The 21,634-nt window shown below is 70.8% G+C and carries 17 protein-coding genes; 16 read left to right on the top strand and 1 reads right to left on the bottom strand.

The genetic code is table 11. The features are described 5' to 3' along the window. Window positions 1–122 precede the first annotated feature (122 nt). The 13 genes from WH07_RS26335 (at window position 123) to WH07_RS26275 (ending at window position 17,250) form a co-directional block, all read left to right on the top strand. On the top strand, window positions 123–1,106 hold the full coding sequence (locus WH07_RS26335) for a LysR family transcriptional regulator (protein WP_046505003.1): 984 nt from the start codon (window positions 123–125) through the stop codon (window positions 1,104–1,106). A gap of 188 nt (window positions 1,107–1,294) precedes the next feature. Next, window positions 1,295–2,044: a hypothetical protein gene (locus WH07_RS26330; protein WP_198533895.1), complete on the top strand. Its 750-nt coding sequence runs from the start codon at window positions 1,295–1,297 to the stop codon at window positions 2,042–2,044. 192 nt (window positions 2,045–2,236) lie between these two features. Continuing rightward, entirely contained in the window at window positions 2,237–4,360 is a 2,124-nt protein-coding gene (locus WH07_RS26325; RefSeq protein ID WP_046505011.1) for a bifunctional polysaccharide deacetylase/glycosyltransferase family 2 protein, read from the top strand. 101 nt (window positions 4,361–4,461) lie between these two features. Next, a complete protein-coding gene (locus tag WH07_RS26320; protein ID WP_046504998.1) occupies window positions 4,462–5,586 on the top strand; it encodes an acyltransferase family protein in 1,125 nt (374 codons plus the stop codon). Between the two features lie 236 nt (window positions 5,587–5,822). Beyond that, window positions 5,823–7,223 (top strand): nitrate/nitrite transporter, encoded by a 1,401-nt coding sequence (locus WH07_RS26315; RefSeq protein WP_046504995.1) that lies wholly within the window; start codon window positions 5,823–5,825, stop codon window positions 7,221–7,223. A 226-nt stretch (window positions 7,224–7,449) separates the two neighbouring features. Further along, window positions 7,450–8,589: a uroporphyrinogen-III synthase gene (locus tag WH07_RS26310; RefSeq protein ID WP_046504991.1), complete on the top strand. Its 1,140-nt coding sequence runs from the start codon at window positions 7,450–7,452 to the stop codon at window positions 8,587–8,589. A 243-nt stretch (window positions 8,590–8,832) separates the two neighbouring features. Next, complete coding sequence (locus tag WH07_RS26305) at window positions 8,833–9,381, top strand: GNAT family N-acetyltransferase (protein WP_046505008.1); 549 nt, start codon at window positions 8,833–8,835, stop codon at window positions 9,379–9,381. Between the two features lie 129 nt (window positions 9,382–9,510). Next, window positions 9,511–10,104, top strand: coding sequence for a CGNR zinc finger domain-containing protein (locus tag WH07_RS26300; RefSeq protein WP_046504988.1), 594 nt, complete (start codon window positions 9,511–9,513; stop codon window positions 10,102–10,104). Between the two features lie 505 nt (window positions 10,105–10,609). After that, a complete protein-coding gene (locus WH07_RS26295; protein ID WP_046504986.1) occupies window positions 10,610–11,197 on the top strand; it encodes a sigma-70 family RNA polymerase sigma factor in 588 nt (195 codons plus the stop codon). Beyond that, entirely contained in the window at window positions 11,194–12,072 is an 879-nt protein-coding gene (locus WH07_RS26290; RefSeq protein ID WP_046504983.1) for a zf-HC2 domain-containing protein, read from the top strand. Before WH07_RS26295 ends, WH07_RS26290 begins: the two co-directional genes overlap by 4 nt. Window positions 12,073–12,120: 48 nt before the next feature. Further along, window positions 12,121–14,625, top strand: coding sequence for a HelD family protein (locus tag WH07_RS26285; protein WP_079023570.1), 2,505 nt, complete (start codon window positions 12,121–12,123; stop codon window positions 14,623–14,625). A gap of 393 nt (window positions 14,626–15,018) precedes the next feature. Beyond that, a complete protein-coding gene (locus WH07_RS26280; protein ID WP_046504981.1) occupies window positions 15,019–16,464 on the top strand; it encodes an NAD-dependent malic enzyme in 1,446 nt (481 codons plus the stop codon). Between the two features lie 504 nt (window positions 16,465–16,968). Beyond that, entirely contained in the window at window positions 16,969–17,250 is a 282-nt protein-coding gene (locus tag WH07_RS26275) for an HU family DNA-binding protein (RefSeq protein ID WP_046504979.1), read from the top strand. A gap of 146 nt (window positions 17,251–17,396) precedes the next feature. Here the strand turns inward: WH07_RS26275 and murA are convergent, their stop codons facing one another. Continuing rightward, on the bottom strand, window positions 17,397–18,737 hold the full coding sequence (gene murA, locus WH07_RS26270; protein WP_046504975.1) for a UDP-N-acetylglucosamine 1-carboxyvinyltransferase: 1,341 nt from the start codon (window positions 18,735–18,737) through the stop codon (window positions 17,397–17,399). A gap of 264 nt (window positions 18,738–19,001) precedes the next feature. Between murA and WH07_RS26265 the strand changes: the two genes are divergently transcribed. The 3 genes from WH07_RS26265 to WH07_RS26255 all read left to right on the top strand — a co-directional run bounded on the left by WH07_RS26265 (window position 19,002) and on the right by WH07_RS26255 (window position 21,568). Next, on the top strand, window positions 19,002–19,562 hold the full coding sequence (locus WH07_RS26265) for a YqgE/AlgH family protein (protein ID WP_046504972.1): 561 nt from the start codon (window positions 19,002–19,004) through the stop codon (window positions 19,560–19,562). A 143-nt stretch (window positions 19,563–19,705) separates the two neighbouring features. Continuing rightward, window positions 19,706–20,008, top strand: coding sequence for a DUF3039 domain-containing protein (locus WH07_RS26260; RefSeq protein ID WP_046504970.1), 303 nt, complete (start codon window positions 19,706–19,708; stop codon window positions 20,006–20,008). Window positions 20,009–20,251: 243 nt separating this feature from the next. Next, window positions 20,252–21,568, top strand: a complete 1,317-nt coding sequence (locus tag WH07_RS26255; protein ID WP_046504967.1) for an extracellular solute-binding protein — start codon at window positions 20,252–20,254, stop codon at window positions 21,566–21,568. The last annotated feature ends 66 nt before the right edge of the window (window positions 21,569–21,634 follow it).

Genomic DNA, 21,634 nt, shown 5'->3' with positions numbered 1-21,634 from the left:
GTGCGGGGTGGGTGGCATGCGTTCAGCTTGGGGGGAGCCGGGCTGAAGGGTCCAACACCTGGTCGGTGGGCATTCACGCATATGTGTTGTGGATCGCCGCCCGGCCTCTGTTGAATGCCGGTGTGCCCCGAGACATCGAGCCGCGGCTCCTGCGCGTTTTTGTCGCCGCCGCTGAAGAGCTGCATTTCACTCGTGCCGCCGCCCGGCTCTATGTCGCGCAGCAGGCGCTCAGCCGGGATGTCCGGCGGCTGGAGCGGGAGTTGGGGGTCGAGCTGTTCGTACGGACCACTCGGCAGGTGGTGTTGACGGGGGACGGGGAGCGGTTGCTGCCGTATGCGCGGAGGGTGCTGGACGCGCAGGACGAGTTGTTCGCCGCTCGTGCCGGTGAGGCGCGGCCGTTGCTTGTCGATCTCAACAGCGCGGGCATGGTCTCCGGTCGCGTGCTGGAGCGGGCGCGGGAGTTGGCGCCCGGGGTGGAGCTGATGGCCCGGTTCGAGAGCGGGCTCACCCGGGCCGCGGGGGAGATCCTCGGCGGGCGGCTCGATGTGTCGTTCGGCCACGTCGGGGGGCTCGCACCCGTGTTGCGGTCCGGGCTGGAGCACCAGCTCGTACGGTACGAGCCGTTGGCCGTGCTGCTGCCGTACGACCATCCCCTGGCCGGCCGCGCCGAAGTGACGCTCGACGCGCTCGCCGGGGAGAGCGTGTACGCCGGGGCGGGGAATCCGGGGACCGCGGAGTGGACCGACTTGGCGCGGCAGCTCTTCGCGGGGCGGGACATCGAGATCGCGCCGCCGGCGCCGATGGCCGTGGGGGCCGAGGAGTTCCGGCGGGTGATGGCGAAGCACCGTACGCCCGTGCTCGCCGTGGTGGACTTCCCCGCGATGCCGGGGGCGGTACTGCGGCCGCTGGCTGGATCCATGCCGCAGGCGCCGCCCGTGGCGCCGCTCGCGATGGTGTGGCGCAAGGGGATCGAACACCCCGGGGTCGACGCGCTGCGTGCCGCCGCGAGGGAGCTCGCACGCGAGGGGGGCTGGCTGGATCTCGACCCTGGGAGCTGGATGCCCGGCACCGTCACCGGACTGATGCACGGCAACCCCCGAAGCTGAACTCCGGTGCCTTCTCTGTGCGCTACATTCGTGGCTCGGGTGCGGTGTGGTAGGGGGGTACTCGGTTCGAGTGGGGACTCGGCCAGGTTGATATCCGGCCAGCCGCGTGGGACGCCCGAATACCTTCAGTGGTGGGGGATGTGCGTACCGTAGTGGACAAATGGCGTGAAGATGCCCGGACAGGGCATGTGCATGAGCCGAGTGATGTGACCGTCGAACTCGACGGAGTGGGGCGTCAGCTCTCCGAACTGCCCACGGGCAGCCATCCCGCGCAGGAGCCGGGTCCCGTGCCCGAAGCGGGTTCCGTGCCCGGGGCGGGTCCCGAGATATCCGACCGTCCGGTGTTCGTGGACGAGACCGGTCGTCGCGGCAAAACCTTCCGCCGGGCGGGCTGGATCGTCGGCATAGGCTGTGCCTTCTACGCGATGACCCTGGTCGTCTCCATGATCGGCGGCAACTCCACCGCGCCCTGGCTCCAGATACCCGGGCTCGCCGACAACCGGAAGCCCGAAACCGTGGAGATACAGCCGACCCCGACGGTCAGCGCGTCCGCCGGAGAATCGCCGGCCACTCCCGGTGCGAGCCCCTCGCCGACCGGCTCGAACGGCGGGACCGTACCGCTCCCTTCGGGGAGCGCCAGCACGGACGCCTCGGGCGAACCGGTGCCGACCATGTCGCTTTCGGCGAAGCCGCCGGCCGACCCCGCGGGCGGTACGGGCGACGGCACCGAGCCGGATCCCGCGACCTCGCCCGGCACCGGCGGCAATCCGGGCACCGGCACCGGCGGGACCGGCGTCGAGCCGCCGTCCCAGACACCGCCCGTCGACGAGAGCCCGCCGGCCACCGACCCCGGCTCGCCACCGCCCGTCGACCCACCGCCGGCGGACGGCGGGCAGCCCGAGGGAAGCCGGCCCATGGCCGCGGAAGGCGCGTTCTAGATGACTTCCTCCGGCAGACAGCCCCGGCACACCGCTCACGACGAGCCCAGCCGTACCGGCACCGGTGAACCGCGCCGTGCCGGCGCCGGCGGACACCGCCGTACCGGCGGCATCGAGCCCCCGCACAGCGCTCGCCGTACCAAGCAGGCCAGGAAGGCCAAAGACGCCCGGGCCAAGCGGCGCAGACTGCCCATGCGCTATCTGCTGCCCTCGCTCGTCCTCGTCGCGCTCTTCGCGATGCTGATGCTGCGCGGCTACGTACACAGCGAGATCCTCGCCGACCACCGCGTCCGCGAATCCGTCGACGCGGACCAGGTGCCCAAGCGCATCCTCAAGGGCGGCCCGGTCATCGACGCGCGCGGCGCCACTCCCGCCCGCGCGCTGAACATCCCGGACCACAAGCTCGTCCTCACCTTCGACGACGGCCCCGACCCGGTGTGGACCCCCAAGGTCCTCGACCGTCTGAAGGAGTACGACGCCCACGGCGTGTTCTTCGTCACCGGAACCATGGCCTCGCGCTATCCGGCGCTGGTCAAACGGATGGTGGACGAGGGCCACGAGGTCGGTCTGCACACCTTCAACCACCCCGATCTCTCCTTCCAGTCCAAGTCCCGTATCGACTGGGAGCTTTCGCAGAACCAGCTCGCGCTCGCGGGCGCGGCCGACATCCGTACCTCGCTCTTCCGTCCGCCGTACTCCTCGTTCTCGTCGGCCATGGACAACAAGTCCTGGCCGGTCGCGCAGTACATCGGCAGCCTCGGCTACATCACCGTGCTCGACACCACGGACAGCGAGGACTGGAAGCGCCCCGGCGCCAGGGTGATCAGCCGCAACGCCACCCCGAAGGACGGCAAGGGCGCGATCGTGCTGATGCACGACTCCGGCGGCGACCGTTCGCAGACCGTCGCCGCGCTGGGGCACTTCCTGCCGGAGATGCAGGCGAAGGGGTACGAGTTCACCACCGTCACCGAGGCCCTCGGCGCCCCCAGCGCCCATACCCCGGTCACCGGCGCGGCCCTCTGGAAGGGCAAGGCCTGGGTCGGCGCCGTCGCACTCTCGGAGAACATCACCGGTGTCCTGGTGGCCGGGCTCTCCGTGATCGGCGCGCTGGTCATCGCGCGGTTCGGGCTGATGCTGGTGCTGTCCTTCGCGCATACGCGCAGGGTGCGGCGGCGCGGCTTCACCTGGGGCGAGCCCGTCACCGAACCGGTGACCGTGCTCGTACCCGCGTACAACGAACGCGAGTGCATAGCCAATACGGTGCGTTCGCTGAGCGAGAGCGACCATCCCATCGAGGTCATCGTCATCGACGACGGCTCGACGGACGGGACCGCCGACATCGTCGAGGCGCTCTGGCTGCCGAACGTCCATGTCGTGCGCCAGCCCAACTCCGGCAAGCCGGCCGCCCTCAACAACGGCATCGCGCACGCCCGCCACGATCTGATCGTGATGATGGACGGCGACACGGTCTTCGAGCCGTCCACGGTCCGCGAACTGGTGCAGCCCTTCGGCGATCCGCGCGTCGGCGCGGTCGCGGGCAACGCCAAGGTCGGCAACCGCGACAGTCTCATCGGCGCCTGGCAGCACATCGAGTACGTGATGGGCTTCAACCTGGACCGCCGGATGTACGACATGCTCCGCTGCATGCCCACCATCCCCGGCGCGGTCGGGGCCTTCCGGCGCGAGGCGCTGGAGCGCGTCGGCGGGATGAGCGAGGACACGCTCGCCGAGGACACCGACATCACCATGGCCATGCACCGGGACGGCTGGCGGGTCGTGTACGCGGAGCGCGCGCGGGCGTGGACCGAGGCGCCGGAATCGGTGCAGCAGCTCTGGTCGCAGCGGTACCGCTGGAGTTACGGCACGATGCAGGCGATCTGGAAGCACCGGCGGGCGCTGATCGAGCGCGGTCCTTCCGGCCGGTTCGGGCGGGTCGGGCTGCCGCTGGTCTCGCTCTTCATGGTGCTGGCGCCGCTGCTGGCCCCGCTGATCGATGTGTTCCTGCTGTACGGCCTGGTCTTCGGCCCCACCGAGAAGACCGTGGTGGCCTGGCTCGGGGTCCTGCTGATCCAGGCGGTGTGCGCCGCGTACGCCTTCCGACTCGACGGGGAGCGCATGACCCATCTGATCTCGCTGCCCCTCCAGCAGATCCTCTACCGGCAGCTCATGTACGTGGTGCTGCTCCAGTCCTGGATCACCGCGCTCACCGGTGGCCGGCTGCGGTGGCAGAAGCTGCGCCGTACCGGAGTGGTGGAGGCGCCGGGCTCGATTCCGAGTCCGCGCGGGCGCGAGGCCGATCGGAGGCCAGTGGCGTGACAGCTCAACCTGTGCGGCCTGTTCAGTCTGCTTCCGCGGGTGCGGGGGCCGTGGGTACGGGGGCGCGGCCCAAGCACAAGGCGACGTCTTCGGGGGACGGCGTGACCGCCTCCTCCGGCGGGCGCGACCGCTATCTCGATCTGCTGCGGGCGGTCGCGCTGGTCAGGGTCGTCGTCTTCCATATCTTCGGCTGGGCCTGGCTGACGATCCTCTTCCCCTCCATGGGCGTGATGTTCGCGCTGGCCGGATCGCTGATGGCCCGGTCCCTGTCCAAGCGGCCGCCGTGGAGCGTCATCCGCGGCCGGCTGAGGCGGCTGGTGCCGCCGATGTGGGCGTTCGCGCTGGTCGTCGTGCCCCTGATGTTCGTCCTGGGGTGGCGGGCGGACCGGGAGGAGGGGCTCTGGTGGTTCCTGCGGCTGGCCAACTACATCGTGCCGTTCGGGGCGCCTCCGTACCCGTACGAGAGCGGCTCCCCGAGCGGGCTGGTGGAGGAGACCTGGGCGGAGCAGGCGGCGGGGCCGCTCTGGTACGTGCGGGCCTACCTCTGGTTCGTCATCGCCTCGCCGCTGCTGCTGTGGGCGTTCCGCCGGATGCCGTGGGTGACACTGGTCTTTCCGGTCGCCCTCACCGCCGTCCTCGGCACCGGGCTGGTGGAGATCCCGGGCGAGACCGGGGAGGCGCTCACCGACTTCGCGGTGTACGGCGCGTGCTGGGTGCTCGGCTTCGCCCACAACGACGGAATGTTCCGCAAGGTGCCCCGTTACATCACGATCTCGCTGGCCGCCTTCACCATGGCCTTCGCGCTGTGGTGGGCCTCGGGGCATCTCACCGAGGAGGGCTGGAACCTGGACGAGATCCCGCTCGCCCAGGCGACGTGGTCGCTGGGTTTCTGCGCGATCCTGCTCCAGTACGCGCCGTCGTGGCGCACGCTCCCAGGGAAGCTGGCCCAGTTCGACTCGACGATCACCCTTGCCAATAACCGCGCGGTGACGATCTATCTCTGGCACAACCTGATCATCCTGGCGACGTTCCCGATCATCGACCAGCTCTGGCTGATCCCGGGCATCGACGCGTACTCCACCCAACTGGACGCGTCGTACGAGGCGTTGAGCCTGGTCCTGGTCTGGCCGCTGCTCGGCCTGCTGATCCTCGCGATCGGCTGGGTGGAGGACGTGGCGGCAAAGCGCAGGCCACGCCTGTGGCCGAACGGCACACGGAAGGCGTGAGGGACGGACACGGCCCGGCCCGGCGGTCCAGCCGACCTGCTCGGCGGTTCAGCCGACCCGAAGGTCAGCCGGGCAGCGGACCGGGACCGGCCAGTGGAACAGCCAAGGGCGCTCACAGGTGGGTGTTGCGGTGGGTGAGGGCAAGGTTGCGCGGTGGTCACCTTGGGGTACGGGGGTGAAACGCGGCGTCCGTACGGTCTGGGGCATTCAATCGGATCCCCGTTCGTGGAGGCGTGATGACTGCCCCGACCACCACCACCGCCGTACGCAAGGGACGCCGCTGGATCGAGCGGTGGGATCCGGAGGACGAGGTCTTCTGGGCCGCCACGGGCGAGCGGATCGCGCGGCGCAATCTGCTCTGCTCGGTGTTCTGCGAGCACATCGGGTTCTCGGTCTGGACCCTGTGGTCGGTCATGGTGCTGTTCATGGGGCCGGAGTACGGGGTCGATCCCGCCGGGAAGTTCGCCCTGATCGCGGTGGCCACCCTGGTCGGCTCGGTCGTACGGGTGCCGTACACCTTCGCCGTCGCCCGTTTCGGCGGCCGGAACTGGACGGTCTTCAGCGCGCTGCTCCTGCTCCTGCCGACCGGGGCCGCGTTCGCGGTGATGGAGCCGGGGAGCTCGTACACCACGTTCCTGGCCGTGTCGGCGCTCACCGGGGTCGGCGGCGGGAACTTCGCCTCCTCGATGACGAACATCAACTCCTTCTTCCCGCTGCGCCGCAAGGGCTGGGCGCTCGGCCTCAACGCCGGGGGCGGGAACATCGGGGTGCCGGTCGTGCAGGTCGCCGGGCTGCTGGTGATCGCGGCGGCGGGCGCGGACCGGCCGCGGATCCTGCTCGGCATCTACATCCCGCTGATCCTGGCCGCCGCGCTCTGCGCCGCGCTGTTCATGCACAATCTGGCGCCCGTGCGCAATGACACCGGCGCGGCGCGGGAAGCCGTGCGGGACCGGCACACCTGGATCATGTCCGCGCTGTACATGGGGACCTTCGGGTCGTTCATCGGATACAGCTTCGCCTTCGGGCTGGTGCTCCAGACCCAGTTCGGACGCACCCCGCTCCAGGCCGCCTCGCTGACCTTCGCGGGGCCGCTGCTCGGTTCGCTGGCGCGGCCGGCCGGGGGCGCGCTCGCCGACCGGTACGGGGGCGCCCGCGTCACCCTCTGCAACTTCGTGGCGATGGCCCTCGCGACCGGAGTCGTCGTCCTCGCCTCGCTGATCGAGTCGCTGCCGCTCTTCCTCACCGGATTCGGCGCGCTGTTCCTGCTCACCGGGGTCGGCAACGGCTCCACGTACACGATGATCCCCGGCATCTTCCGTGCGAAGGCGCTGGCCAAGGGCATGACGGGCGAGGCGGCCGCCGCGTACGGGCGCAGGCTGTCCGGGGCTTCGATGGGGCTGATCGGCGCGGTCGGGGCGCTCGGCGGGCTGGTGATCAACCTCGCGTTCCGGCAGTCGTTCCAGACCTCGGGCACCGGGACCTCGGCCTATGTCGCGTTCCTCGTCTGCTACGCGGCCTGCTCGGCCCTGACCTGGGCGGTATACCTTCGCCGGGCGGGCGCCCCGGCCGTACCGGCGGAGAAGGAGCCCGTGGAACCCATGGAGAAGGAAGCCGGGCTCCGCTACGCACGGATGTGAGAGGTACGTCCCGGGATGGTCGTTACAGGGGAGAAATGCCTGCGATCCGGGCCTGTCACGCAGCGTTGGCAGGCTCGGTAGCTCCAGCGACGACGTACGGGACGACGGACGTACGGGACGACGTACGCGGCGTACGGGATGTGTGCCGTGCGGGACGGACGCACGGAACGCGCGTGCGGGACGTACGACCACGGCACCGCGACGCGAGGAGAGGCAGAGGAGAGCGATGGACAGCGAGCGGCACGGCCCCCTCGCGGGCTTCACCATCGGGGTCACGGCCGCCCGGCGCGCCGATGAGCTGGGCGCGCTGCTCCAGCGGCGCGGCGGCTCCGTCGTGCACGCCCCCGCGCTGCGGATCGTGCCGCTCGCCGACGACACCGAACTCCTCACCGCCACCAAGGAATTGATCGACACCGTGCCCGATGTGGTGGTGGCGACCACGGCCATCGGGTTCCGCGGCTGGATCGCGGCCGCCGACGGCTGGGGCCACGGCGAGGAACTGCTCGCCTGTCTGCGCGGAGTCGAACTCCTCGCCCGCGGCCCCAAGGTGAAGGGCGCCATCCGCGCCGTCGGGCTCGTCGAGGCCTGGTCGCCCGGCTCCGAGTCGATGGCCGAGGTGCTCGACCGCCTTCTCGGCGAGGGCGTCGAGGGCCGCCGCGTCGCGCTGCAACTGCACGGCGAGCCCCTGCCCGGATTCGTGGAGTCGCTGCGGGCCGGGGGCGCCGAGGTCGTCGTCGTACCGGTCTACCGCTGGATGCCCCCGGAGGACCTCGCGCCGGTGGACCGGCTCATCGACGCGGTCGTCGCGCGCGCCGTCGACGCCATCACCTTCACCAGCGCGCCGGCCGCCGCCTCCCTGCTCGCGCGCGCCGGGGAACGCGGCCGGCTGCCCGCGCTGCTCGACGCCCTGCGTCACGATGTGCTGGCGGCCTGCGTCGGGCCCGTCACCGCGCTGCCGCTCCAGGCGCGCGGGATCGACACGGTCCAGCCGGATCGCTACCGGCTCGGGCCGCTCGTCCAGGTGCTCTGCACGGAACTGCCGGGCCGGGCCCGGGCGCTGCCCGTCGCCGGCCACCGTGTCGAGATCCGCGGCCACGCGGTGCTGGTCGACGGCGAGCTGCGGCCGGTGCCGCCCGCGGGGATGGCGCTGCTGCACACGCTGGCCCGCAGGCCGGGATGGGTGGTCTCGCGGGCGGAGCTGCTGCGCGCGCTGCCGGGCTCGGGCCGCGACGAGCACGCCGTGGAGACCGCGATGGCCCGGCTGCGGACCGCGCTGGGCGCGCCCAGGCTGATCCACACCGTGGTCAAGCGCGGCTACCGGCTGGCGCTGGACCCGGCGGCGGACTCCAAGTACGCGGACGCGTAAGGAGGACGGCGACGTATGAGGACGTATAGGGGCATATGGGGAGGTGTGGCATACGGGACGTACGGTTGTACGGCGCACGGGAGGTACGAGGGCGCACAGACATACGCAGGCATGCGGGCACGCACGGGCGCGTACGAGCCCGCGTACGCGGGGGTGCTCGCGCATCCTCCGGCGCACCCGCACGCTTCCCGGTCCCCTTGAGGCCCTCTGGTGCTTCCCGGCCCCGTCGGTACCGTACGAGGAATGACCAACGACTCCTCCGGCTCCTCCCTCCGCATCAGGCCCGCGACCCCGGACGACGCCACGAACGTCGCCGAGGCACTGGTCCGCAACCGCGACCACATGCGTCCCTGGGAGCCGTACCGCCCCGACGAGTTCTTCACCCCGCAGACCCAGGCCCGCTGGCTCGCCGATCCGTCCGTACGGCGCTGGTTCGCCGCCGACGGCACCCGGATCGTCGGCGAGGCGAATCTGTCGAGCGTCTCCCTCGGCGCCTTCCGCAGCGCCGTCCTCGGCTACTGGATCGACGCCGAGTACACCGGGCGCGGCCTGGCCACCCGCGCCGTACAGGAGGTCTGCCGCGCGGCCCGCGACGAACTGGGCCTGCACCGCATAGAGGCGGGCACCATGCTCGCCAACGCCGCCTCGCAACGGGTGCTGCGCAAATGCGGGTTCGAGCTGATCGGGACCGCGCCGCGCTATCTGCACATCGACGGCGAATGGCGGGACCACCACCTCTTCCAGCGCATCCTGCACAACAGCCCGCCGGGCGTCACTCCCGTAGTCATGTGACAGGCGCCGTCACAGAGGCCGTGACAGGGGTTACGGGCGCGTCCGGGGGCAGGCACTCTGAGAGGGAGACCCCCTGAGAGAAGCACGCAAGAAGCACCCAGCCGGTGAACCCGAGGCGGTGACAGGCACATGACGGCGGGCATGGGCTCGTACGAGTGGCGGTTCGACTCCGGGCGTGTCTGCCTGGATCTGGTGGCCACGGCGGAGCCGACCTCCAGAGGGTGCGAACAACTCGACGGCGCCGTGACGCTCCGCCACTGGCTGGTCGGCGCGGGCCTGGTGCCGGAGGGGACCCCGCTGCGCGGCGTGGACGCGGGCTGGGTACGGTCGTTCGCCGAACTACGGGACGGTGTGGGCCAGTTGGTACGGGCCCAGATCGACGGCCGGGACGCGTCACGCGCCCTGGACCGGGTCAACGCGCTGGCCGCCGGGGCGCCGCCGGGGATCAGGGCCGTACGGGACGAGGACGGCGCGCTCGTACGGGCACTCAGCGCCGAGCCCGAGTGCGACGCGCTGCTGGCGGCCGTGGCCAGGGACGCGGTGGACCTGCTCACCGACCCGGCGGCGCGGGCACGGCTGCGGCAGTGCGAGGGCGACACCTGCCGGCGGGTGTATCTGGACACCTCGCGGGGGCGGCGGCGCCGCTGGTGTTCGAGCGAGGTCTGCGGCAATCGCGAGCGGGTGGCGAGGCACCGCCGCAGAGCGGCCCTGTCCCGCGCCTGACAAACGCCCGGGCCTGGCAGGCGGCGGAGCCCCGGCCGCGCCCGCTGAGGCCGACGCGCCCGACGAGGCCGACGCGCTCGTACGGTATGACGCGCTCGGACCGCGTACGACACGCCCGCGCCGGGGCCGTCACGCCCGCGCCCTGCGACGCGCCCGGACCGTACCGTCCGTACCTCTCCTGCCACCTGTGCCCCATCTGCACCCCGCCCGCACCGTGTCTGAGGCGACTTCCGGTCCGTCCAGCGATTTCCAGCCAACTCGCGCACGCTGTCTTCGCAGGTTGCATGCATTCCCCACACGATTTCTACGCGTCTTCTTCATGGATCCTGTCCGGATCCCGCCTGGGGTCCGTTCCGGGGCGAACCCGTCCCAGCCGCCCGCCCCGCCACGCAAACCTCCATTGAAAAGATCTTGAAACTTTTTCCGGCCGCGTTGAGTGACCTCCCCCGGCCGTCCGTAGTGATGAGGGAGAAGCAGCCATCGAGGTCTCGACCGGGAGGTTCAGGTGCGCAAGGATGCGGCCGTGGCCGAAGACCGACCTCACCGGGCCCGGCACCGGAACGAGGCACCGCGCACCAATGTCTCCGTCCCCGACGAGGAGTTGATGCGAGCCCTCTACCGGGAACACGCCGGACCCCTGCTCGCCTATGTGCTCCGTCTCGTCGCGGGCGACCGCCAGCGCGCCGAGGACGTGGTGCAGGAGACGCTCATCCGTGCCTGGAAGAACGCCGGTCAGCTCAACCGGGCGACCGGCTCTGTCCGACCCTGGCTGGTGACGGTCGCCCGGCGTATCGTCATCGACGGTCACCGCAGCCGGCAGGCCCGGCCGCAGGAGGTCGACCCGTCGCCGCTGGAGGTCATGCCCGCGGAGGACGAGATCGACAAGGCGCTGTGGCTGATGACGCTCTCCGACGCGCTCGATGATTTGACGCCCGCTCACCGGGAAGTCCTGGTGGAAACGTATTTCAAGGGGCGTACGGTCAACGAGGCGGCCGAGACGCTCGGCATACCCAGCGGGACGGTGCGTTCACGGGTGTTCTACGCGCTGCGTTCCATGAAGCTCGCGCTGGAGGAGAGGGGGGTCTCGGCATGACCACGCACGAGCGGTACGGAAACGGACCGGGCGACGAGAATTCTGTGCACGAAGCCGTCGGCGCGTATGTCCTCGGCATTCTGGACGACGCCGAGGCGACCGCCTTCGAGGAGCACCTGGCCGGCTGCCGCATCTGCGCCGTCAACCTGGAGGAGTTCTCCGGGATGGAGCCGATGCTGGCCATGCTGGCGGACGCTCCGGGGCCCTTCGCGGCTGCGCCCGGCGCGCAGGCCCCGCCCGGCCCGCTCGCCTCCGTGACACCGCTGGCGCCGGTGGCTCCCGTCGTACCGCTGGCGCAGCTCCCCACGCCGTCCGTCTCCGTACAGCCGAGTCCGCAGCTCCTCGGCCGGCTGGTCGACGAGGTGGCGGCCAAGCGTGCCCAGCGCAGGCGGCGCGGGCTGTATCTGGTCGCGGCCGCGGCGGCGCTGATCATCGGCGGTCCCGTGGTGGCCGTCACCGCCGCGGGCGACGGCGGGACCAGCAACCAGGCGGCGGACCCGCACCCCACCAGCCCGGCCGAGGACGCGTTCTTCAACCACATGCCGGACAAGGTCTGGGCGACGGACGCCACCACCAAGGTCACCGCCACCATCGGCATGGAGCCCAAGGGCTGGGGTACGCACACGGTCCTGGAGCTGAAGAACGTGAAGGGCCCCCTCAAGTGCAGTCTGGTCGCCGTCTCCAAGACCGGCGAGGAGGAGACCGTCACCTCCTGGTCGGTGCCCAAGTGGGGGTACGGCATCCCCGACGGTCCGAACAAGATCTCCAAGAGCCCGCTGTACGTCCACGGCGGCACGGCCATGGACAGCAATGACATCGATCACTTCGAGGTCCGTACGTTCGGCGGCGAGCGACTGGTGGAGGTCGACGCCTGACATTCCGGCTTCCCTTCGCGTACGGTTGACGGCTGCCCGACGCACGTCATGAAGGGGGCCACGGTGGCCGCGCAGGATGCCGCTGTTCAATCCGCTGGACCGGCCGTCGATCCCGCACGCGACACGGGGCAGGACTCCGTACGCGCGCGCGAGATCGACGGTGAGCAGCGCCATCTCGACCAGGTGTACCGCCGCCTGGAGGAGAAGATCCACGAGGCGGAGTTCCTGATGGACGACGCCGCCAAACGGGGGCAGGTCGGTACGCCGGGGGCGCTCGCCGAGCGGGACGCCCAGGTCTTCCGGGCCGGGATCCACCTCAACCGGCTCAACAACGAGTTCGAGGACTTCCTCTTCGGGCGGATCGACCTGCTGCCGGGCAAGGACGGGCAGAAGGGGCCGGACGGCGCGTACACCTCGGTCGAGCCCGCCGACGACGCCATCAGGCCGGACCGTACGGCCGATATCGCCGAGACCCTGCACATCGGCCGGATCGGGGTCCTGGACTCCGACTACGCGCCGCTGGTGATTGACTGGCGCGCGCCGGCCGCCGCTCCCTTCTACCGCTCGACCCCGGTCGACCCGGGCCGGGTGGTACGGCGCCGGGTCATCCGCTCCAAGGGCCGCAGGGTCCTCGGGGTCGAGGACGATCTGATGCGCCCGGAGCTGACCGCGTTGCTGGACGGCGCGGCGCTGCCGGTGATCGGGGACGGCGCGCTGATGGCCGCGCTCGGGCAGGCGCGCAGCCACACCATGCGGGACATCGTGTCGTCGATCCAGGCGGAACAGGACCTGGTGATCCGGGCCCCGGCCGCCTCGGTGACCGAGGTGTCGGGCGGGCCGGGGACCGGCAAGACCGCGGTCGCGCTGCACCGGGCCGCGTATCTGCTGTACCAGGACCGGCGGCGGTACGCGGGCGGCATCCTGGTCGTCTCGCCGACGCCGCTGCTCGTCGCGTACACGGAGGGCGTGCTGCCCTCGCTGGGCGAGGAGGAGCAGGTGGCGATCCGCGCGGTCGGGTCGCTGGTGGACGGCGCGGAGGCCACGGCGTACGACGAACCGGCCGTGGCCCGGGTCAAGGGCTCGGCGCGGATGCTGAAGGTGCTGCGCAAGGCGGCCAGGGGAGCGCTGGAGGGCGCCACGGCGGCTCCGGCGGTGCCTCGGGCGGCGGCGCAGGCCGGGCAGCTCGCCTTCGGCGAAGCTGGTGAAGCAGACGAAGCAGGTCAGGCCGGTGGCGCAGGCGCGTACGGCGAGTCCGGTGACGACGTGCGGGCCGCTGCCCCGGCCACCGCGCCCACCCGGCTGCGCGTCGTCGCCTTCGGGCGGCGGCTGGAACTCGAAGCCGACGAGCTGCGCCGTATCCGCGAGTCCGTGCTCGGCGGGACCGCGCCGGTCAATCTGCTGCGCCCGCGCGCCCGCAGGCTGCTGCTCGACGCCCTCTGGACGAAGTCCGGCTCGGCGGGCCGCCACACCGACCCCGAGCTCGCCGCCGAACTGCGCGGATCCTTCGACGAGGACGTCACCTCGGAGGACAGCTTCATCGAGTTCCTGAACGGCTGGTGGCCCGAGCTGACCCCGCGCGCGGTGCTCACCGCGATGGCCGACGAGCGCCGGCTCGGCCGCTGGGCCCGCCGGATCCTCAACCCGGGCGAGATCCGCCGGCTGGCCCGCTCGCTGAAGCGGCTGGGCGAGGACGGCACGGGTCCGCTGTCCGTGCACGACGTGGCGCTGCTGGACGAGCTGGAGACCCTGCTCGGCTCGCCGCCGCGCCCCAGGAAGCGCCGCGAACTCGACCCGCTGGACCAGCTCACCGGCCTGGAGGAGCTGATGCCGCAGCGCGAGGAGTCGCAGCGGGAGCGGGCCGAGCGGCTGGCGGCGGAGCGTACCGAGTACGCGCATGTCATCGTCGACGAGGCGCAGGACCTGACGCCCATGCAGTGGCGGGTGGTCGGCCGCCGCGGCCGGCACGCCACCTGGACGGTCGTCGGCGACCCGGCCCAGTCGTCCTGGCCGGACGCGGACGAGGCGGCCGAGGCCCGTGACGAGGCGCTCGGCACCCGTCCGCGCCGCCGCTTCACGCTGACCGTGAACTACCGCAACCCGGCCGAGATCGCGGCGCTCGCGGCAAAGGTCCTGGCCCTGGCCATGCCCGGCATGCGCTCCCCGAGGGCGGTGCGCTCCACCGGCGTACGCCCCTGCTTCGCGGTCGTACGGGACGGCGACCTCGCCGCGGCCGTTCGGGCGGAGGCCCGGCGGCTGCTGGACACCGTCGACGGCACGGTCGGCGTGGTCGTCGCCATGAACCGGCGCGAGCAGGCGGCCCGCTGGCTGGCCGGGCTCGGCGGGCGTGCGGTGGCGCTGGGCAGCCTGGAGGCGAAGGGCCTGGAGTACGACGCGACGGTCGTGGTCTCGCCCGCCGAGATCGCGGACGAGTCGCCCGCCGGACTGCGGGTGCTGTACGTGGCACTCACCCGGGCGACGCAACGGCTCACGGTGGTCTCGACGTCCCGCGACGAGCCGGACGCGGCGGGAGTGCCCGACCTGCTGCGGGACTGACGCGCGTCGGGCCCACGGCCCGCTCCGGGACTGATTCACAGTCAACTCGCGATGGGGGAATCACTTACCGGGGTGGTTTGTTAGCCTGGGTACGGCACCGGTTCGATCCAAGCCCCCGGGCCCAACCTTCGTCGCTTCGAGCGACCACTTGCCGCGAGGCGAGCATGGCGGGCCGGTGCCACCTTTCTGTCAGCGGGCCTTCACCAGCCATTGGTGGGGGCCTGCTTTCCTTGGACAGGCCGCTGTTAGGGTCTCCCGCATCCCGGAAAACACATTCCGGAGGTGTCGGTCTTTACCTGCTACCCACTGGTAGGTGCGACCATCGGTAGGCGCCGCCGGGACATGGGTCGGGCGGGGTGGCACAGCGGCTAGGGAAAGCAGAGGAACTCGGTCATGGCAACGGCGCCCAGCGTCTCGTACTCGATGACGGTCAGGCTGGAGGTGCCCGCGAGCGGTACCGCGGTCTCCCAGCTCACCACGGCCGTGGAGTCCTCCGGCGGCTCCGTGACCGGCCTCGACGTGACCGCCTCGGGCCATGAGAAGCTGCGGATCGACGTCACGATCGCCGCCACCTCCACGGCGCACGCGGACCAGATCGTCGGACAGCTCCGCGGGATCGAGGGCGTCGTCCTCGGCAAGGTCTCCGACCGTACGTTCCTGATGCACCTCGGCGGCAAGATCGAGATGCAGTCGAAGCACCCCATCCGCAACCGTGACGATCTCTCGATGGTCTACACCCCGGGTGTGGCGCGGGTCTGCATGGCGATCGCGGAGAACCCCGAGGACGCCCGCAGGCTGACCATCAAGCGCAACTCGGTGGCCGTCGTGACCGACGGTTCGGCCGTGCTCGGCCTCGGCAACATCGGCCCCAAGGCCGCGCTGCCCGTCATGGAGGGCAAGGCCGCCCTCTTCAAACGCTTCGCCGGCATCGACGCCTGGCCGCTCTGTCTGGACACCCAGGACACGGACGCGATCGTCGAGATCGTCAAGGCGATCGCCCCCGGCTTCGCGGGCATCAACCTGGAGGACATCTCCGCGCCCCGCTGCTTCGAGATCGAGGCACGGCTGCGCGAGGCCCTGGACATCCCGGTCTTCCACGACGACCAGCACGGCACCGCGATCGTGGTGCTCGCGGCCCTGACCAACGCGCTGCGGGTGGTGGGCAAGTCCATCGAGGACGTACGGGTGGTGATGTCCGGCGCGGGCGCCGCCGGTACGGCCATCCTCAAGCTGCTGATCGCGGCGGGCGTCAAGCACGCGGTGGTCGCGGACATCCACGGGGTGGTGCACGCGGGCCGCGAGGACCTCGTCGGCACGGGCGCCGGCCAGTCCGGCGGCACCGCGCTGCGCTGGATCGCCGACAACACCAACCCCGAGGGCGTCACCGGCACCCTCAAGGAGGCCGTGGCCGGCGCGGACGTCTTCATCGGGGTCTCGGCCCCGAACGTGCTGGACGGCGACGATGTCGCGGCTATGGCCGACGGCGCGATCGTCTTCGCGCTGGCCAACCCGGACCCCGAGGTCGACCCGGCGATCGCGCGCGAGACGGCGGCCGTGGTGGCCACCGGCCGCTCGGACTTCCCCAACCAGATCAACAACGTGCTGGTCTTCCCCGGTGTCTTCCGCGGCCTGCTGGACGCCCAGTCGCGCACGGTCAACACGGAGATGATGCTGGCCGCGGCGACCGCGCTGGCCGACGTGGTCACCGAGGACGAGCTGAACCCCAACTACATCGTGCCGTCGGTCTTCAACGACAAGGTCGCGGGCGCGGTCGCGGGAGCGGTGCGCGACGCGGCCAGGGCCGCCGCGGGCGCGGTGCAGGCCCCCACGGCCGTCTGACCCCGAAGGCCCTCCGCAAGCCTCCGACACCCCGCCGGCAACCCTCCGGCCCCGCCTTCGACGGGCCTCGGAGAGCCCCGGCCATCACCCGGCGACACCCTGCCGACCTGCGGTCCTGCCCCAGGTGCCGCAGGCTTGTGGCACGCCCCACGTCTGTCCCGTGCCCGGCGCGTCGCGATTCGCCGGGCCCTGGGGGCCCCTCTAGGGTGGCGGACCATGAGCCCCGCCGCTCCAGGGAGGTTTCAGGGCCTTCGGGGGGTTCAGGGCTCCAGGCTCCAAGGAGTCTCCACAGGGTCCACGGAACGTCACGACGACGAGGCAGTGGCGCTTTTCGTGTGACTCCGGAGGGTGCCGGATTGGCTTTCCCGCCGCTGGTGGGGGCAGGATGCGTATTCGGGCGCGAGGGTCTGTCAGCAGACCCGGGTCCGGGGACTGTCCGAGGGCCCTGGCAGCATCGGCTTCGATCTCACGCCTCACAGGCAAGAAGAACACGGGAGTAACAACATGAACCGCAGTGAGCTGGTGGCCGCCCTGGCCGACCGCGCCGAGGTGACCCGCAAGGACGCCGACGCTGTGCTGGCCGCTCTCGCCGAGACCATCGGTGAAGTCGTCTCCAAGGGCGACGAGAAGGTCACCATCCCCGGCTTTCTGACCTTCGAGCGCACCCACCGTGCCGCTCGGACCGCTCGTAACCCGCAGACCGGCGACCCGATCCAGATCCCGGCCGGCTACAGCGTGAAGGTCTCCGCGGGCTCCAAGCTCAAGGAAGCCGCCAAGGGCAAGTAAGACGCCAAGGGCGAGCAGTACGTCCTGGACATCGGCAGACAACGCGCAGGGGCGGCCACCCGGACCGGGTGGCCGCCCCTGTGTGTACGGGGTGGTGAAGGGCCCTGTGTGTACGGTGAGCGGGCCCCTGGGCGTAACGGAGCAGGTCAGACGAGCGCGCCGCCCGGCAGCTCGACCTTCGCGCCCAGCTCGACGAGCTTCTCCATGAAGTTCTCGTAGCCGCGGTTGATCAGGTCGATGCCGTGCACCCTGGAGGTGCCCTGGGCCGCCAGCGCCGCGATCAGATACGAGAAGCCGCCGCGCAGGTCGGGAATGACCAGGTCGGCGCCCTGGAGCCGGGTGGGGCCCGAGACGACCGCCGAGTGCAGGAAGTTGCGCTGGCCGAAGCGGCAGTCGGAGCCGCCCAGGCACTCGCGGTAGAGCTGGATGTGCGCGCCCATCTGGTTGAGCGCGGAGGTGAAGCCGAGCCTCGACTCGTACACCGTCTCGTGCACGATGGAGAGGCCGGACGCCTGCGTCAGGGCCACCACCAGCGGCTGCTGCCAGTCGGTCTGGAAGCCGGGATGCACATCCGTCTCCAGCGCGATCGCGTTGAGCGAGCCGCCCGGGTGCCAGAAGCGGATGCCCTCGTCGTCGATCTCGAAGGCGCCGCCGACCTTGCGATAGGTGTTGAGGAAGGTCATCATCGACCGCTGCTGGGCGCCGCGTACGAAGATGTTGCCCTCGGTGGCCAGCGCGGCGGACGCCCAGGAGGCGGCTTCGAGACGGTCCGGGATCGCCCGGTGCGTATAGCCGTCGAGGCGGTCGACGCCGGTGATCCGGATCGTCCGGTCGGTGTCCATCGAGATGATCGCGCCCATCTTCTGGAGCACGCAGATCAGGTCCTCGATCTCCGGTTCCACCGCGGCGTTCGTCAGCTCGGTGACCCCCTCGGCGAGCACGGCCGTCAGCAGCACCTGCTCGGTCGAGCCGACCGACGGGTACGGCAGCCGGATCTTGGTGCCGCGCAGCCGCTGCGGGGCCTCCAGATACTGCCCGTCCGCGCGTTTCTCGATCGTCGCGCCGAACCGGCGCAGCACGTCGAAGTGGAAGTCGATCGGCCGGCCGCCGATGTCACAGCCGCCGAGACCCGGGATGAAGGCGTGGCCGAGCCGGTGCAGCAGCGGGCCGCAGAAGAGGATCGGAATGCGCGAGGATCCCGCGTGGGCATCGATGTCGGCGACATTGGCGCTCTCGACATGCGTCGGGTCGAGGACCAGCTCGCCCGGCTCGTCACCGGGGCGCACGGTCACTCCATGGAGCTGGAGCAGCCCCCGTACGACCCGTACGTCACGGATGTCCGGCACATTGCGCAACCGGCTCGGGCCACTGCCGAGGAGCGCGGCCACCATGGCCTTCGGCACCAGGTTCTTCGCGCCTCTGACGCGGATCTCGCCCTCCAGCGGGGTTCCACCGTGGACAAGCATTACATCGTCTGTGCCGGTCATGAATCTCGCGTTCCGGAGTGGGCGGGCAGGTGGCCAAGGAAAAGGGTAAGGGGCCGAGGCCCCTGTGCCGTAAGGCCCGGGAAGGCCATGGACCGTAAAAGAACACGGCAGGTCACAGGCTGTTTTGAGGTCGTCGCGGAGGGTTACACGACAGGCATTTCGGGGGTGTGCGCTCCCCCTGCCGCGGTGCGCCCCTGAGCTGCGCGCACGCGCACCGCGCAGCACACGCCCCGCGGAACGCGAAGATGCGGGATCATGTTGCGCATGACCGAGGTGTCCTCGCTCACAGGGCGGCTGCTCGTCGCGACACCCGCCCTCGCCGACCCGAATTTCGACCGCGCGGTGGTCCTGCTGCTCGACCACGACGACGAGGGCTCCCTCGGCGTGGTCCTCAACAGACCGACGCCGGTGGACGTCGGGGACATCCTGGAGTCCTGGGGTGATCTGGCGGGGGAGCCCGGGGTGGTCTTCCAGGGCGGCCCCGTCTCGCTCGACTCGGCGCTCGGACTCGCCGTGATACCGGGCGACGAGGGGCCGCTCGGGTGGCGCAGGGTGTACGGGGCGATCGGCCTGGTCGATCTGGAGACGCCGCCGGAGCTGCTGGCGCGGGCGCTCGGCTCGCTGCGTATCTTCGCCGGCTACGCGGGCTGGGGGCCGGGCCAGTTGGAGGCCGAACTGCGCGAAGGGGCCTGGTACGTCGTCGAGTCGGAGCCGGGCGATGTGTCGTCGCCGCGGCCCGAGCGGCTCTGGCGCGCGGTGCTGCGACGGCAGCGCAGCGAACTGGCCATGGTCGCGACATACCCGGACGATCCGTCGCTCAACTGACCTTCCGGCTCGCGGCGCAGGGCTTCCGGGGCCCGTTTAGCGAGGTGTGTCCGGCGTGTCGGCGCGATGTGTGAGCGACTGGATGCGGAGTGCACGGACCCGGAGCCTCCGGAAGGGGCCCGGCGTGGGTACCCTTGGCTCCCATGAGCACTCTTGAGCCCGAGCGCGGGGCAGGTACGGGCACCCTCGTGGAGCCGACACCACAGGTGTCGCACGGCGACGGCGACCACGAGCGCTTCGCCCACTACGTCCAGAAGGACAAGATCATGGCGAGTGCCCTCGACGGCACTCCCGTGGTGGCACTGTGCGGAAAGGTCTGGGTACCGGGGCGCGACCCCAAGAAGTATCCGGTCTGTCCGATGTGCAAGGAGATCTACGAGTCCATGGGCCCCGGCGGGGACAAGGACAAGGGCAAGAGCGGTAAGGACAAGGGCAGCAGGAAGTAGCGGCTGGTCCTTCTCCTTCGGCACGGCCCCCGGGACGCACGCGTGTGCGCCCCGGGGGCCGTGTGCGTTTCGGAGGCCGTGCGCGTTTCGGGCGGTCGCTGCCCTGTTTCGCTGTCGTGTCCGCTGCAACGAAATGGTTGAGACCACTTGTCGGCGTGTTCCAGCGGTGTTTAGTCTCCTGCGAGTTGTGCAGCACGAAACGTACGTTGCGCATGCTGCAACGCCGACCCGTAGGGATGCCGGATGAAGCTTTCTGCCCGTATAGCCGCCCGTACCGTGGCCCCGATCGCGGCACTCGCGCTCGTCGGCCTCACCGCCACCGCCTGCGCCCCGGGAACGTCCGGCACCGGCGCGACGAAGGACGAGAAGAGCGGCACCCTGCGCGTCTGGCTCTTCCAGGAGGTCAACAACACGCCGAAGGAGCAGGTGGTAGACGCGGCCGTCGCCGCCTTCTCCAAGGAGCACAAGGACGCCAAGGTCGAGATCGAGTACATCCCGGTCGAGACCCGTGCCCAGCGCGTCAAGGCCGCGTTCAACGACCCGAAGAGCGCCCCGGACCTGATCGAGTACGGCAACACCGACACGGCCGGCTATGTGAAGGACGGCGGACTGGCCGACATCACCACGGAGTTCAACGCCTGGGACGAGGCCGAGGACACCGACCCGACGGCCCGGCAGTCCGTCACCGTGGACGGCAAGGTCTATGGCGCGCCGCTCTTCGTGGGCGTGCGCGCGCTGTACTACCGCACCGATGTGTTCAAGGAGTTGGGAATCGCCGTCCCCAAGTCCCAGGCGGAGCTGATCTCCACGGCCAAGAAGATCCACAAGGCGAAGCCGGAGCTGTACGGGCTCGCGGTCGGCGGCGCGTACACCTACGGCGCCATGCCGTTCCTCTGGGCCAACGGCGGCGAACTCGCCGAGGAGAGCGACGGTACGTACAAGGCCGCCGTCAACAGCCCGGCCGCCCGCAAGGGCATCGAGGCGTACACCTCCCTGTTCGGCGACGACAACTGTCCGGCGGCCAAGTGCGCCTCGATGGGCGGCAACGCGACGGTGACCGCCTTCGCCTCGGGCAAGGCCGCGATGGCGATCGGAGGTGACTTCAGTCACTCGGCCGTCGAGGAGGGCTCGGTGAAGGGCAAGTACGCGGTCGTACCGCTGCCCGGCGTCACGGCGGGTTCGATCGCGCCGGCGTTCGCGGGCGGCAACAACATCGGTGTCCTCAAGAGCACCGCGCACCGCACGCTCGCGGTGGACCTGATGAAGTCGTTCACGGGCAAGGAGACCCAGGCGAAGCTGTTCGACGCGATGGGGTTCCTGCCGACGTACAAGGACGTGCTGGCGGACGCGGCGAAGAAGGAGCCGTTCGTCGAGCCGTTCGTACAGACCCTGGGCGCGGGCGCCAAGTTCGTTCCGGCGTCGCCGGGCTGGGCGCAGATCGACGCCTCGCTCGTCCTGCCGACGATGTTCCAGGAGATCGTCAGCGGCCGTAAGGACGTCGCCACGGCGTCGGACGAGGCGGCGCGGAAGATGGACGCGGCGTTCACGGCCGCGGGCTGAGCGCGATGACGAACCGTACGCAGGACCTCGCCGGAGACACGGCCGGGGTCGGCGGCGGGGCCGGGT

Source organism: Streptomyces odonnellii, from assembly GCF_000981895.1.
GTDB classification, from domain to species: Bacteria; Actinomycetota; Actinomycetes; order Streptomycetales; family Streptomycetaceae; genus Streptomyces; species Streptomyces odonnellii.
Note: the sequence above shows the minus strand (reverse complement) of the source record. Positions and strands in the feature narration are given on the sequence as shown.